The sequence below is a fragment of the Ruegeria sp. N11 genome (assembly GCF_056531525.1).
Genome location: NZ_JBQFLX010000006.1, coordinates 112,005 through 125,972, shown reverse-complemented (window position 1 = coordinate 125,972; position 13,968 = coordinate 112,005). Strand labels below are relative to the sequence as shown.

General features: G+C 57.9%; 11 protein-coding genes. 7 read left to right on the top strand and 4 right to left on the bottom strand.

All coding sequences use genetic code 11. The features are described 5' to 3' along the window. Nucleotides 1-2: 2 nt before the first annotated feature. Genes ACR0J8_RS08335 through ACR0J8_RS08320 form a run of 4 tightly spaced genes read right to left on the bottom strand, consistent with a single transcriptional unit; the run spans nucleotide 3 to nucleotide 4,000 of the window. On the bottom strand, nucleotides 3-329 hold the full coding sequence (locus ACR0J8_RS08335) for a cytochrome o ubiquinol oxidase subunit IV (protein WP_480523335.1): 327 nt from the start codon (nucleotides 327-329) through the stop codon (nucleotides 3-5). Next, nucleotides 322-954: a cytochrome c oxidase subunit 3 gene (locus tag ACR0J8_RS08330; RefSeq protein ID WP_170611372.1), complete on the bottom strand. Its 633-nt coding sequence runs from the start codon at nucleotides 952-954 to the stop codon at nucleotides 322-324. The genes ACR0J8_RS08335 and ACR0J8_RS08330 overlap by 8 nt, the downstream gene beginning before the upstream one ends. Continuing rightward, nucleotides 951-3,041, bottom strand: coding sequence for a cbb3-type cytochrome c oxidase subunit I (locus ACR0J8_RS08325; RefSeq protein WP_480889643.1), 2,091 nt, complete (start codon nucleotides 3,039-3,041; stop codon nucleotides 951-953). The genes ACR0J8_RS08330 and ACR0J8_RS08325 overlap by 4 nt, the downstream gene beginning before the upstream one ends. After that, a complete protein-coding gene (locus tag ACR0J8_RS08320) occupies nucleotides 3,038-4,000 on the bottom strand; it encodes a cytochrome ubiquinol oxidase subunit II (protein ID WP_480889640.1) in 963 nt (320 codons plus the stop codon). The genes ACR0J8_RS08325 and ACR0J8_RS08320 overlap by 4 nt, the downstream gene beginning before the upstream one ends. Before the next feature lie 177 nt (nucleotides 4,001-4,177). On the opposite strand from ACR0J8_RS08320, the gene ACR0J8_RS08315 reads away from it, so the two are divergent. From ACR0J8_RS08315 to ACR0J8_RS08285, 7 genes are all read left to right on the top strand, one after another. Then, on the top strand, nucleotides 4,178-5,413 hold the full coding sequence (locus tag ACR0J8_RS08315; RefSeq protein WP_480523514.1) for a lytic murein transglycosylase: 1,236 nt from the start codon (nucleotides 4,178-4,180) through the stop codon (nucleotides 5,411-5,413). A 429-nt stretch (nucleotides 5,414-5,842) separates the two neighbouring features. Continuing rightward, on the top strand, nucleotides 5,843-7,471 hold the full coding sequence (locus tag ACR0J8_RS08310) for a peptide ABC transporter substrate-binding protein (RefSeq protein ID WP_480889637.1): 1,629 nt from the start codon (nucleotides 5,843-5,845) through the stop codon (nucleotides 7,469-7,471). 66 nt (nucleotides 7,472-7,537) lie between these two features. Next, nucleotides 7,538-8,461, top strand: coding sequence for an oligopeptide ABC transporter permease OppB (oppB, locus tag ACR0J8_RS08305; protein ID WP_039543927.1), 924 nt, complete (start codon nucleotides 7,538-7,540; stop codon nucleotides 8,459-8,461). Nucleotides 8,462-8,471: 10 nt separating this feature from the next. Next, on the top strand, nucleotides 8,472-9,401 hold the full coding sequence (locus tag ACR0J8_RS08300; protein ID WP_170611380.1) for an ABC transporter permease subunit: 930 nt from the start codon (nucleotides 8,472-8,474) through the stop codon (nucleotides 9,399-9,401). Nucleotide 9,402: 1 nt separating this feature from the next. Then, on the top strand, nucleotides 9,403-11,208 hold the full coding sequence (locus ACR0J8_RS08295) for an ABC transporter ATP-binding protein (RefSeq protein ID WP_480889632.1): 1,806 nt from the start codon (nucleotides 9,403-9,405) through the stop codon (nucleotides 11,206-11,208). 215 nt (nucleotides 11,209-11,423) lie between these two features. Continuing rightward, nucleotides 11,424-12,317 (top strand): UTP--glucose-1-phosphate uridylyltransferase GalU, encoded by an 894-nt coding sequence (galU, locus tag ACR0J8_RS08290; protein ID WP_480523328.1) that lies wholly within the window; start codon nucleotides 11,424-11,426, stop codon nucleotides 12,315-12,317. Nucleotides 12,318-12,374: 57 nt separating this feature from the next. After that, nucleotides 12,375-13,808, top strand: coding sequence for a mannose-1-phosphate guanylyltransferase/mannose-6-phosphate isomerase (locus ACR0J8_RS08285; protein WP_480523326.1), 1,434 nt, complete (start codon nucleotides 12,375-12,377; stop codon nucleotides 13,806-13,808). Nucleotides 13,809-13,968: the final 160 nt, after the last annotated feature.

Here is a 13,968-nt window from a genome sequence, read left to right as displayed (position 1 = left end):
CGTCACATCGGGATCGTGTGCATCCGCACAGACAGATTGCCCAGAATCCAGACAGTTCCAAGGATGATGATGAGCAGGACCAATGTCGAAAACAGGACCAGATCCAGATCCTCGCGACTGCTGCGGCGACGATCAATATGCAGGAAATAGACCAGTTGAACGATCAGCTGCGCCAGACCCAGAAGGCCAATGGTCAGATAGACCCCGGGGGTTTCGATACCGTACCGATAGGCGATCATGAATACGGCCAGGGTCAGCACCAGCGACCCGCCATACCCTATCAGATATCGGCGCCGTTCGCGGCGGAACATCTCGGTCTGCTTATCCATAAGTCAGCCCTCCGAAGTAGACGATGGTGATGATGCCGATCCAGATCAGGTCAAGGAAATGCCAGAACAGCGCCAGCCTTATGACGCGCGAGATCACCTTGTCGGTCATCCCCATCACCCGCAGCTGAATGCCCAGCACGACGAGCCAGACACAGCCAGCGGCCACATGCAACCCGTGCAGCGGGACCAGCCCGAAGAAGGCAGACAGAAACCCGCTGCGCTGTGGCACCCCGCCCTTTTCCGCCATGGCCATGAAGTCGCGAACCTCGAGCACCAGAAAGCTGATGCCCAGCAGCAATGTCAGGCAGAACCAGAAAATGACACGCACGCGCGGCCGGTTGTATTTCAACGCCAGCATGGCCAGACCAACCGTCAGGCTGCTTGTCAGCAGGATCATGGTCTGGGCGAAGATGCTGTAAAGGTCGAACAGTTCATGTGGTCCGGGGCCACCCGCCTGCGCGTCGATCATCGTGATGTAGATCGCAAACATCAGGCCGAAATAGACCAGATCGCTCATCAGGAAGACCCAGAATCCGAATGTTACGACCTCGCTCGATTTATCGGCGCTGGCGTGGTTTTCGCCCAGATTCAGACCCGGATAGCTGTGTGAGGGTGCGCGTCTCATGTCGCGGCCTCCAGATCGGGGCCGGCAAGACCGCGGTTTTCCGAGGCGGTTTCCAGATCGCGGTTCACGGGTTGGGATTTGCGCACCAGATCCAGCCAGGCTTCGTGCTGTTTGCGGACCTCTTCGGCCGGGATCACCTCCTCGGTGTCGGTGTTGAAGGTCCAGATGATGACCGCCAGGATCATCAGAACGGTCATCAGGATGGCCAGCCACCAGATCCACCAGACCAAAGCGAACATCCAAACACCGCTGAGCACGCAAAGCGCAAAGCCGATGGCCGTATTGCGGGGCATCTCGATGTCTTCATAGGCATCCGGGGATGGGTAGACCGTTCTGTTTTCCTTGGCCGCGGCAAAGTCATCCCGGTCGGACACCTGCGGAATGATCGCAAAATTGTAAGCCGGCGGCGGTGCCGGTGTCGCCCATTCCAGCGTTCGCGCGTCCCACGGGTCGCCAACCGGTACACGTGTCTTTGCGCGATCCCTGATACTGACCCAAAGTTGCACCAGCACCGACAACAGCGCCATCAGAATGACGAGCGAGCCGACAACTGCGGCGATCATATAGGGGTGGAAGCTCGGATCCTCCCAACTGAAGGACCGGCGCGGCATACCCATCAGGCCAACAAAGTAAAGCGGCAGGAAGGTCAGCATAAAGCCGACGGTCCACAGGGCCACAGACACCCTGCCCCAAAACTCGCTTAGCCGAAAGCCAAACGCCTTGGGGAACCAGTAATTGTATCCGGCCAACAGGCCAAACAGGACACCCGGCAACAGCACGTTGTGGAAATGAGCCACCAGAAACAGGGTATTGTGTACCTGATAATCCACGGTGGGATTAGCCAGTATCACGCCGCTAAGCCCGCCGATGACAAACAGCATCAGAAACGACAGGCCATACAGCATCGGAACCGAGAACCGGATACGGCCACGGTACAGAGTCGCCATCCAGTCATAGACCTTTACGCCGGTCGGGATGGCAATCAGCATGGTCGCGATGCCGAAAACCGCGTTGATCAGGGCGCTTTGGCCCATGGTGAAGAAGTGGTGCAACCAGACGGTAAAGGACAGCACCGCAATCGACATCGTGGCGATAACCAGTGAGTTGTATCCATACAACCGTTTGGCCGAAAAGGTCGCGAAGATCTCGGAATAGATACCATAGGCGGGCAGAACCAAAAGGTAGACCTCGGGGTGGCCGAATAGCCAGAACAGGTTGGCATAGTTCATCATGTTGCCGCCAAGGTCGTTGGTGAAAAAGTGGAAGTCGAGATAGCGATCGGCCGCCAGCAACAGCGCGGCGACCCCAAGCGGCGGCATGGCGAAGATGATCAGGATCGAACTGCAGATGATCGTCCAGCAGTACATCGGAAGCCGCATGAACGTCATTCCGGGCGCGCGCAGTTTGTAAATCGTGACGGCAAAGTTGATGCCCGTCAGCGTTGTGCCGACGCCCGAGACGACAATGGCCCAGATCCAGTAATCCGGTCCAACGCCCGGATTGAAGGTTGCACCCGTGTAGGGCGGATAGGCCGTCCAGCCGCCCGTCGAGAACTCACCCACAACCAACGACACCATCAGCATCATGCCAGCCGAAACGGTCAGTCCCAACCCGATCTGGTTCATCACCGGAAACGCCACATCCCGCGCGCCAATCATCAACGGGACTAGATAATTTGCGACCCCAAAGACAAACGGAACGGCGACAAAAAACACCATGATTGTACCATGGGTGCTGAACAGTTCCGCAAAATGCTCGGCTTCAAGAAATCCGTCGCCCGGTCCCGCCGCCTGCTGGGCGCGCATGACAACGCCCTCCAATACGCCGCGTGCCAACATGACGATGGCGAAGACGATATACATGATGCCGATCTTCTTGTGATCCGCGCTGGTCAGCCAGTCGCGCCACAATGGTCCCCAAAGGCGGAACCATGTCAGCAGGCCCAAAACCGCAATGGCACCGACGATCACGATGCCCGCCGCCACATTGGCAACGATTTCATTGGCGTTGGGATCCCGGATCAGTCCGCTGATCGGAAAGGCATCCCAGTCGAGGCGGCCAAAGAACCCTGATCCGACCGTCGTCATTGACTGACCTCCTGCCCGAACTGCGCGGTTCCCGGCTGTTGATCCCGAGGCAACGGTTTGCCGCTGTGGTATCGGTGAAGAATGGACATGAACAGATCTTTGTCATCCAGAGTAAAATAGAGCGCGTTTTCCGGCATTTGCGCCGTGCCAAGCGCCGCCTGAACCTCATCCCGGTCAGTTCGCTTGGCCAAAGTCCGATAGGTTTCAGGGTCAAGCGGGATACCATTGGAACGCACACTTTCCACCCATGCATTGAAATCGTCAGGCTGCATCGCCAGCGTCTGAAACTTCTGTTTTGTAAAACCCCGACCATTGTACTGCGTGTTTTCCCCCTGCATCCGTTCAGGATGGTCAGCAACAAGGTGCAGTTTGGTTGTCATCCCCGGCATCGCATAGATCTGACCCGCCAAGGCCGGGATCATGAAGGACTGCATCACAGTGTCGGTTGTCAGCGTCATCGCCACCTGCTGCTTGACCGGGATGCCCAGCTCTCCGACACTTGCGATGCCCAGGTCGGGGTAGATGAACAGCCATTTCCAGTCGAGCCCGACAACCTGCACCTCCAACGCGGGCGCATCACCGAAAGGCGCGGCATAAGGGTCAAGACGATGGGTCGCCTTCCACAGGTAGAAGGACAGTATCGCCACTATGACAACAGGCACCCCCCACATCAGGAATTCAAGCCTGAACGAAAAATCCCAGTTTGGTCGATACTGGGCAGTGCTGCCCTTGTGGCGGCGGTAACGCAGGGCAATCAAGGGAACCAACACCAGGACAGGAATGACAGCGACCATGATCAATATTGTTGCGCGCAGCAGATGGGTTTTCTGAACAGCCGCAATTGGCCCTTGCGGGTTCATGAAACTGTCGCTTGCGCCAGCCAATTGGGGCGAGGCAAACAAAACCACCAATGCCGCCAGTATTGAAACTGGCGCAGGAGAGATCCTGAAACTGGTCACGCCTGCCCGTCCCCTCATGCCGTTGTTTTCCGCCCAACTATCGACACTGTCACAGATTTTCTCAAGGTTTTTTACCGTACCGGAGATTGATCGGCGCGCTGGCGGCTCAACCAAAGCCGACAAACGGAGGTCATGGCTGTTGACTTGGACTGCGCCAGAGTCGAAACCGGAGTGGTGATGAAACTGGTTGTTTTTGTTCTTTCCCTTCTGTGCCTGCCAGCCGCAACACTGGCGCAGGATCGCGCCACGGTTGAAAAACAGTTTCAAACCTGGCTGAACACCACGGTATGGCCTCAGGCCCGCGCCAAAGGCGTTTTGCGTCGCACGATGGAACAGGCGTTTGAGGGCGTGACCCTGAATTGGGATCTGCCCGACCTCGTCCCTCCCGGTACAAAGGCAAAAACCCCCAGGCAGCAAAAACAGGCCGAGTTCGGGTCCCCGGGACGTTACTTCAACGCGGGTTCCGTAAACGGCGCCACATCGGAAGGGCGAAGAATGGCGGCCCGCCATTCCACCACACTAGACCAGGTCGAAAGACAGACGGGTGTGCCTGGCCGGATCATTCTGGCGATATGGGGTCGTGAAAGCGGGTATGGTCAGGTGCCGATCCGGTACGACGCGTTCGAGGTTCTTGGCACCAAGGGGTTCATGAGCACACGCGCCGAGTACTTCACAGCCGAACTGGTCGCCGCCCTGCAGATCGCGCAGGCCGGCCACATGCCTGCGCGCACCATGAAAAGCAGTTGGGCCGGGGCGCTTGGGCAGCCACAATTCATGCCATCGAACTTCCTGACCTATGCAGCAGATGGAAACGGCGATGGGCGCGCCGACATCTGGGGCTCGGCGGAAGACACCATAGCGTCAATCGGGAACTATCTGCACCGTCATGGCTGGATCTCCGGTCGGGACTGGGGGTTCGAGGTTGATGTTCCCGGGTCGGTTTCCTGTGCGCTTGAAGGTCCCGATCAGGGTCGCCCCATTCATGAATGGGAGGCAATGGGGATCACGCGTGTCTCCGGCAAACCATTTCCGGCCCACGAAAGGGACGGCGTTGGGTATCTGATGATGCCGGCGGGACGGTTCGGGCCAGCCTTTGTCGTGACACCCAATTTCTATGTGCTCAAAGAGTACAACAAAAGCGACCTCTACGCCCTGTTCGTGGGCCACGTCGGCGACCGTATTCAATATGGGGTCGGCGATTTCACCGGGCGCTGGGGCAAGGTCGGCGGGCTTTTTCGATCAGACGTTGCCACGATGCAAAGGGCGCTGGAGAAACAGGGGCACGATGTCGGGGGAGCGGACGGGCTGCCGGGATTCAAAACGCGCCGGTCAATCGGGCGCTGGCAGTCTTCGACAGGTCAGTCCCCCACCTGCTTTCCGCAAGCGCACATGAAAGCGGACCTGAGGGGCTGAGCGTCATTCGATCGGCACCAAGGGTATAGCGATTCGCTGTCTCCCGGCCTTGGAAGCGCAAGTCTTGGCGGTTTTCCAAAGACACATTCTGGATGCAGGTTCACGAAAATGTCACGGACCCCCCGGGGTTCCTTCCTAAAATTTCCGACGCACCCACGGTTTAGGAAGTAATCCACCTTTGGTTGTTCAAACGAACGGCCAAGGCTTTAACCTTTTCGAAAACAATGTCACCTTCTGCCGCAGTGAAAGGCGACTTTCGCAAACAGTTCCCGACTGCATACCGAAAGACTGCGACGCGGTGTTCATTGCGATCAGTAACAAGACATATGGACCCCTCCCGGTTTTGTTCGGAGTCGGACAACCAAGGCAGGCGCACGCCACCCCTAAAAGGGTTTTGCGCCTTTGCTTCAAAAAACGGGAGTACATAACATGAAAAAGACTATTCGGATGTCGCTGGCGGGGCTGTTGTCCTCGACCATTATCGCAGGCGTGGCCTTTGCCGCCGGAACCCATCCTGTAACCGGTGAGGCACTGGCCGACGACCAGACCTTTACCTATCGCATTCTGGACGAACACAGCTCGGTCGATCCGCAGGTTGTCGAAGATGTCTCGGGCGCGGAAATCGTTCGCGACCTGTTCGAGGGTTTGATGAACCAGGACGAAGACGGCAACCTGGTGCCTGGTGTGGCTACGGAATATTCCGTCAATGACACCAAGGACGTCTACACCTTCACATTGCGTGACAATGCAAAGTGGTCGAACGGCGATCCGGTCACGGCGGGTGATTTCGTTTATGCCTGGAAGCGCGCGGTCGATCCCGAACTGTCCTCGCCCTACGCCTGGTTCATGGAACTGATGTCGATCGAGAACGCCGCCGCAATTATTGCCGGTGAAAAGCCCGTGGATGAACTGGGCGTCAAGGCAATCGACGACAAGACTCTGGAAGTCCGCCTGAGCGCCCCGCTGCCATATTTCCCGCAGATGACCACACATTCGACCACCTTCCCTGCCCCGCAGAAAGTGATCGAAGAGTTCGGCGATGCATGGACCAAGCCCGGAAACATCGTATCGAACGGTGCCTATGTCCTGACCGAGCATTTGCCGCAGGAACGTTCGGTACGCGAACGCAATGAAATGTACTGGGACAACGACAACACCATCATCGACAAGGTTGTGTCACTGGTGATCAACGACGAAAACGTCGCCCTGACCCGGTATCTGGCTGGTGAACTTGACCGCACCGAAATTCCCGCCGGTCAGTACCCGCGCCTGAAAGAGGAACACCCTGAAGAAGCCATCAGCTTCCCGCGTCTTTGCAACTACTATTACACGTTCAACCTGTCCGAGGGTGGCCCTGAGGCATTCAAGGACCCCAACGTCCGTCAAGCCTTGTCTCTTGCAGTCGACCGCGCAATCATCACTGAAAAGGTCATGGCGGGCGGACAGCCGCAGGCATACACCTTTGCGCCCGAGGCAACTGCCGGCTTCACAGTTCCGGCTGTAGAAATGGCTTCGATGACCCAGCCAGAACGGGACGAGCTGGCCAAGGAACTGCTGGCCGAAGCAGGTTTTGGCCCCGACAATCCGCTGAGCTTCGAGATGGTCTACAACACCTCGGAAGACCACAAGAAGGTTGCCGTGGCACTGAGCCAGATGTGGAAACAGAAACTGGGTGTTCAGGTCGAACTCGCCAACATGGAGTGGAAAGTCTTCCTGGAAGAGCGCGGCAACCAGAACTTTGATCTGGCTCGTGGCGCATGGTGTGGCGACTATAACGAAGCGTCCACTTTCCTTGACCTGCTGCAATCCGATTCCGGTTATAACGACGGCAAGTACAATAACGCGCGCGTCGACGAGTTGCTGGCCGAGGCCAAAACCTCGAACGATCCGGCACCGCTTTACACGGAAGTCGAGCGCATTATCGCGCATGAAACCCCTGTGATCCCGATCTACCACTACGCCGGTGTCTACATGATGGACAGTGACGTCGGTAACTGGCCGGTGAAAAATGTCGAGCAGAACTGGTACTCGAGAAACCTCTACAAGCTCGCTGAATAATCGTTTTTGAACCGCGCCCTGTCCCGGTCACATCCGGGGCAGGGCCAATAAAAATGGGGGCATGAAATGCTTGCCTATAGTTTGCGGCGATTGCTCGTCGCCATTCCGACGATCCTGTTGCTGATCGTCGCCTGTTTCTTTCTGATGCACTTCGCGCCCGGCGGGCCCTTCACCTCGGAACGGCCGCTGCCGCCGCAGGTTCTGGCCAATATCGAGGCGCGGTACGGGTTGGACCAGCCGCTGTGGAAGCAGCTGTGGGACTACCTTTACAACATCGTCGTTCATTTTGACTTCGGCCCGTCCTTCAAGTTCAAGGACCGGGACGTCAACGACATCATCGCGCAGGGTTTCCCGATCTCGCTGACCTATGGTTCGCTGTCGTTTCTTGTGGCGACCGCAGTCGGTGTGAGCCTTGGGATTGCCGCCGCGATCAAGCACAATAGCTGGATCGATTATTTCGCGGTTGGTCTGGGTATCGCGGCGCAAGCGCTGCCCAACTTCATCATGGGCCCGATCCTTATCCTGACCTTTACCCTGTGGCTGGGCTGGCTGCCGGGCGGCGGCTGGAATGGCGGTCAGTGGCAGTACCTGATCATGCCGGTCATCGCGCTGGCGACGTCCTATATGGGCTCGATCGCGCGGATTACCCGGTCATCGATGCTGGAGGTTCTGAACTCGAACTTCATCCGAACCGCCCGCGCCAAGGGGCTGCCGACCAGAACCGTGATCTGGCGCCATGCGCTGAAACCCACGCTGCTGCCGGTCGTGTCCTATCTGGGACCGGTCTTCGTTTACGTGCTGACCGGCTCGGTCTTTGTCGACATCTATTTTTCGACCGGCGGTCTGGGTCAGGCCTACGTCGGCTCGGCCCTGTCGCGTGACTATGCCGTGCTGCTGGGGGTTACGATCCTGTACGGCGCGCTGACCGTTGTCGTGAACCTGCTTACCGACCTGGCCTATGCCTGGTTCGATCCGAAAATCCGTTACTGAGGGGCAGGCAATGCTTGGAAAATCTCAAAAAGCCGCCCATCTGGCCGAGGAAATCACCGATTACACGGTCATTCAGGGGCGCTCACTCTGGCAGGACGCGCGGATGCGTTTTGTCCGCAACAAGGCCGCGATGGCCAGTGTCTTCATTCTGGGGATGATCGTCCTGTTCACGATTATCGGACCCTATTTCGCAGCCTGGAACAACGAAGAGATCGACTGGAACGTCATGGGTGACGTGCGCGGCATGGGAATGCCGTCCATCGAGACCGGACACTATTTCGGCGTCGATGATCTGGGGCGCGATCTGTACAGCCGTGTCATTCAGGCAACCACGACGTCGCTGCTGGTGGGTCTGATCGGGGCGGCAACGGCGCTGATCGTGGGCACCTGCTACGGCATCGCTGCAGGTTATATCGGCGGCCGCACCGACAGTGTCATGATGCGCTTTGTCGACATCCTGCTGGCGATCCCGGCTACGCTGGTCATCATCCTGCTGCTTGTCGTGGCAGGGCGGTCATTCTTCATGCTGTTCATCGCCCTTGGGGCGGTCGGCTGGCTGACCATGGCGCGGATCGTGCGGGGACAAACTCTGACTCTTAAAAACCGCGAGTTTATCGAGGCCGCCCGCGCCGCCGGGGTCAGCGAGTTTACCATCATGTACCGCCACATCCTGCCCAACCTGCTGGGCGTGGTGATCGTCTATGCCTCGCTACTGGTGCCCGAGATGATCCTGACCGAAAGCTTCATCTCGTTCCTGGGTCTCGGGATTTCGGAACCTTACACCTCATTGGGCCGTCTGATTGCCGAAGGGGCCGGCACGATGAGCTATGGCACGCTGTGGCAGTTGATGTACCCCCTGACATTCTATGTCGCCATCATCATCACCATGTTCTTCATCGGTGACGGTCTGCGTGACGCTCTGGACCCGAAGGATCGCTGATATGAGCCTGTTTTCCGTAAAAGACCTGAGCGTCCGGTTCGACACTCCAGATGGCGTGGTCGAAGCCGTCAACGGCATCAGCTTCGACATAAATCCGGGTGAGTGCCTGGGCATTGTTGGCGAAAGTGGTTCGGGCAAAAGCCAGACCTTTATGGCCGCGATGGGGCTGTTGCCATCTGCAGGCCACGCGAGCGGGTCGGCAATGCTGAACGGCAAGGGAATCCTGAACCTGCCGGTACAAAAGCTCAATCAGATCCGTGGTGCCGATGTGGGAATGATCTTTCAGGATCCCCTTACGGCCCTGACGCCGCATTTGCGGGTCGGCCAGCAAATGCGCGAAGTGCTGCAGGTTCACGAAGGCTTGCAAGGTTCGGCTGCTCGTGCCCGGTGTCTGGACTGGCTGGACCGCGTGCGCATCCCCGAAGCCGCGCGCCGGTTGGATCAATACCCGCACGAGTTGTCCGGCGGGATGCGCCAGCGGGTCATGATCGCCATGTCGATGCTATGCAATCCCAAGCTGCTGATCGCGGACGAACCAACGACCGCCCTTGATGTAACGGTACAGGCCGACATTCTGGACCTGATGGTTCGACTGCAAAAGGACGAGGGTACGGCGATCGCGCTCATCACCCATGACATGGGCGTCGTGGCGCGGATGTGCGACCGCATTCAGGTCATGCGGCTTGGTCAATTCGTCGAGGCCGGTGACACCCGGGAAATTTTCCGCGCGCCTCAGCATGAATATACCCGCACATTGCTTGAGGCGATGCCGCGCATCGACGCCGGTGATGCCCCCAAAGCTTTGGCCAAGGTCGAAGAGCCGCTGCTCAAGGTCGATAACGTCAAGGTTCACTTCCCGATCCACGTCAAGGGCGGTTTGTTCGGGCGCAAGGTTCCACTAAAGGCGGTCGACGGTGTCAGCTTCGATATCCGCAAGGGTGAAACGCTGGGCGTTGTTGGCGAGTCGGGTTGCGGAAAATCCACGCTGGCACGGGCCGTACTTCAACTGATCGAGCCCAGTGCGGGCAATGTCAGCTGGCTGGGGCATCCGATCGTCGGACTGAGACGGGCAGAGCTGAACAAGTATCGCAAGGACCTGCAGATCGTGTTCCAGGATCCGCTGGCCAGTCTGGATCCGCGCATGACGATCTCGGCCTCGATTGCCGAGCCGCTGAAAACCTACCGCCCCGACCTGACCGAGCGGGAACGCAAGGAACTGGTCGCCGAGATGATGGAGCGGGTCGGCCTCAAGGCGAACATGATCAACCGTTATCCGCACGAATTGTCTGGCGGACAAAACCAGCGTGTGGGAATCGCCCGGGCGATGATCAACAAGCCAAAGCTGATCATCTGCGATGAAGCGGTTTCGGCTCTGGATGTGTCCATTCAAGCTCAGATCGTGGAATTGTTGCGAGAATTGCAACAGGAATTTGGCCTGTCGATGATCTTCATCAGCCATGATCTGTCCGTAGTGCGCGCGGTGTCGAACCGGATCATGGTCCTGTATCTTGGCCGTATCGTCGAACTGGGCGATGGCGAAGTGATTTGTTCCGATCCGGTTCACCCATACACAAAGTCGCTGATTTCGGCGGTACCGATACCCGACCCCGATGTGGAGCGAACACGCCAACGTCTGAAATTACCGGGAGAATTGCCGTCGCCCATGGATCCGAAGGCGGCCCTGCGGTTTCTGCCGAGTCGCCTGTCGGCCGGTCAACCGGACTATGTTCCGCAACTCAGCGAGATCGCACCCGATCACTACGTGGCCGAACATGATCCGCTGGAGATTATCATGAAGGCGTCCTGATACTGCTTCCGGCGCCTGATTGCAGGCGCCGGAGGTACGTTTTTCTGAACTGGGTTTGGACCGGATGTTTTGACTCCTCCGCATCGAGATGGCACCTTTCCGATCACTTCTAGCCTGGGAATCCGGGCGACGTTGATTGTTCAGGCATTGCAGCCTAAGAGGAGAGACCGGCCTCACCACACTCTGTCGGGCTCGTATTGAATTTGAGAGGTAACATGGCACGTAAGGTCACAAAGGCGATTTTCCCGGTTGCAGGGCTGGGTACGCGATTTTTGCCCGCAACAAAATCAGTTCCGAAAGAGATCATGACATTGGTTGACCGGCCGCTGGTTCAATACGCCATCGACGAAGCACGTGCCGCGGGAATTACCGAATTCATCTTTGTCACCTCGCGCGGGAAATCCGCGCTTGAGGATTATTTCGATCACAATCTAGTGCTCGAACAGGAACTCAAGGCCAAGGGCAAGGACGACCTGCTTGAAATCCTGAGCGCGACCAACATGGAAAGCGGCGCCATCGCCTATATCCGCCAGCACAAGGCACTGGGCCTGGGTCACGCGGTCTGGTGCGCGCGGCGTCTGATCGGGGACGAGCCCTTTGCCGTCATGTTGCCCGACGATGTGATCGCGGCGGACAAACCCTGCCTGCAGCAAATGGTCGAGGCCTATGAAGAAACCGGTGGCAACATGGTCGCCGCAATGGAAATTCCCAAGGACAAAACCAGTTCCTACGGTGTTCTCGATGTTGGCGAGAATATCGGTACGGTTGTCCGGACCAAGGGCATGGTCGAAAAGCCAAACCCCAATGAGGCCCCGTCCAACCTGGCGGTGATCGGGCGTTATATTCTGGGGCCGTCGGTCCTGTATAACCTCAATCAGAAAAAGAAGGGCAGCGGCGGTGAAATCCAGCTGACTGACGCGATTGCCGAAGACATTGTGAACGGTGTCCCTGTTTTCGGATACAAGTTCAACGGTCAGAGGTTCGATTGCGGTTCCAAATCCGGGTTCCTGCAAGCCACCGTGGCCTTTGCGTTGGCACGCAACGATTTGCGCGACGATCTGAGCCAGTATCTCCATGATGTCGTTGTTGCGGGAAAGGCGGCGCAATAGACCTTTGCGCAACCCGAACCCCTCTTTCAGGGCAAATGAAATCCAAAGGCAAACGTCATGACAACTGTCCATCCCGTCATTCTCTGCGGTGGCTCCGGGACCCGGCTGTGGCCCTTATCCCGCAAAAGCTATCCCAAGCAATTTGTGCCGCTGCTTGGCGAAACCAGCCTGTTGCAGGATTGTGCCGCGCGGATGTGCGGACCATCTGACGCGCCTTATGCCAAACCGCTGATCCTGACCAATGAAGCGTTTCGGTTCGTTGTACCCGAGCAGCTAAACGGCATTGGCATCGATCCCGGCCCGGTCCTGATCGAACCCGAGGGCCGCAATACTGCCCCAGCCGTATTGGCGGCTGCGCTATACTTGGCTGCTGAAAACCCGGACGCCATCATGCTTGTCGCCCCTTCCGATCACGTGATCCCGGACAAAGCCGCGTTCCACGCGGCTGTTGCCAAAGGTGTCGAAGCCATCCGCGAACGCGGTGATCTTGTGACCTTCGGCATCACTCCGAACCGACCGGAAACGGGGTATGGGTATCTGAAACTCAGCCACGCCCCGAACGCAGACACCGCAGTTCCGCTGGACCGGTTTGTTGAAAAGCCCGATCTCGAAAACGCCCAGGCAATGGTCGCCGATGGCAGCTATCTCTGGAACTCGGGTATTTTCCTGTTTGCGGTGAAAGACATCATTGCAAGTTTCGAACAACACGCCCCGGACCTGATCCCGCCGGTGCAAAAAGCGGTTACCGATGCGCAGACCGACCTTGGATTTCTGCGTCTCGATGCGACCGCTTGGAGTGAGGTCAACGATATCTCGATCGACTACGCGGTCATGGAAAGAGCAACTAACCTGAGCGTCGTGCCCTATGCCGCTGGCTGGTCTGACGTCGGAAGCTGGTCCGCTGTGCAGGAGTTGAGCAATCCTGACGCCGATGGCGTCGCCACGACCGGAGAAGTGACTGCAATCGATTGCCGCAATGTCCTGATCCGGTCGGAATCCCCGACGCAGGAAGTTGTGGCCATGGGGCTGGAAAACGTGATTACGGTTGCCATGCCCGATGCGGTTCTTGTGGCCAGCATGGACAAGGCGCAGGACGTAAAACTGGCCGTCGCTGCACTGAAAGCGAAAGGCGCGAAGCAGGCGGAATCTCTGCCGGTGGATCATCGCCCGTGGGGCTGGTTCGAAAGCCTTGTGATCGGGGACCGGTTTCAGGTGAAGCGTATCCATGTCCATCCCGGTGCCGCGCTGAGCCTTCAGTCACACCACCATCGCTCGGAGCACTGGATCGTTGTGGAAGGCACGGCCAAAGTCACGATTGACGACGACGTGCGCCTCGTGTCCGAGAACCAGTCGGTCTACATCCCGCTGGGTGCCACGCACCGGATGGAAAACCCCGGAAAGGTGCCGATGGTTCTGATCGAGGTGCAGACCGGAACATATCTGGGTGAGGATGACATCATCCGTTACGAGGATATCTACGCGCGCGACTAGGCGAACGATGTTCTCGCACGCGGTTCCTGGCCCTGTGTCAGGCAACCATTAGTTAATTAGCAAATCGTTTCGCGGGCGTTCGGCCCAGTCGGACAGGATTCATGTGTGTCACGGCAGGGTGGCGCGCAATGCAATTGTCGGACCGACAACCGCAGGAGGA

What these genes read in the sequence shown, in the direction of transcription:
- ACR0J8_RS08335 (WP_480523335.1), bottom strand. Translation starts at nt 329, where the DNA reads ATGGATAAGCAGACCGAGATGTTCCGCCGCGAACGGCGCCGATATCTG.
- ACR0J8_RS08330 (WP_170611372.1), bottom strand. Translation starts at nt 954, where the DNA reads ATGAGACGCGCACCCTCACACAGCTATCCGGGTCTGAATCTGGGCGAA.
- ACR0J8_RS08325 (WP_480889643.1), bottom strand. Translation starts at nt 3,041, where the DNA reads ATGACGACGGTCGGATCAGGGTTCTTTGGCCGCCTCGACTGGGATGCC.
- ACR0J8_RS08315 (WP_480523514.1), top strand. Translation starts at nt 4,178, where the DNA reads ATGAAACTGGTTGTTTTTGTTCTTTCCCTTCTGTGCCTGCCAGCCGCA.
- ACR0J8_RS08310 (WP_480889637.1), top strand. Translation starts at nt 5,843, where the DNA reads ATGAAAAAGACTATTCGGATGTCGCTGGCGGGGCTGTTGTCCTCGACC.
- oppB (WP_039543927.1), top strand. Translation starts at nt 7,538, where the DNA reads ATGCTTGCCTATAGTTTGCGGCGATTGCTCGTCGCCATTCCGACGATC.
- ACR0J8_RS08300 (WP_170611380.1), top strand. Translation starts at nt 8,472, where the DNA reads ATGCTTGGAAAATCTCAAAAAGCCGCCCATCTGGCCGAGGAAATCACC.
- ACR0J8_RS08295 (WP_480889632.1), top strand. Translation starts at nt 9,403, where the DNA reads ATGAGCCTGTTTTCCGTAAAAGACCTGAGCGTCCGGTTCGACACTCCA.
- galU (WP_480523328.1), top strand. Translation starts at nt 11,424, where the DNA reads ATGGCACGTAAGGTCACAAAGGCGATTTTCCCGGTTGCAGGGCTGGGT.
- ACR0J8_RS08285 (WP_480523326.1), top strand. Translation starts at nt 12,375, where the DNA reads ATGACAACTGTCCATCCCGTCATTCTCTGCGGTGGCTCCGGGACCCGG.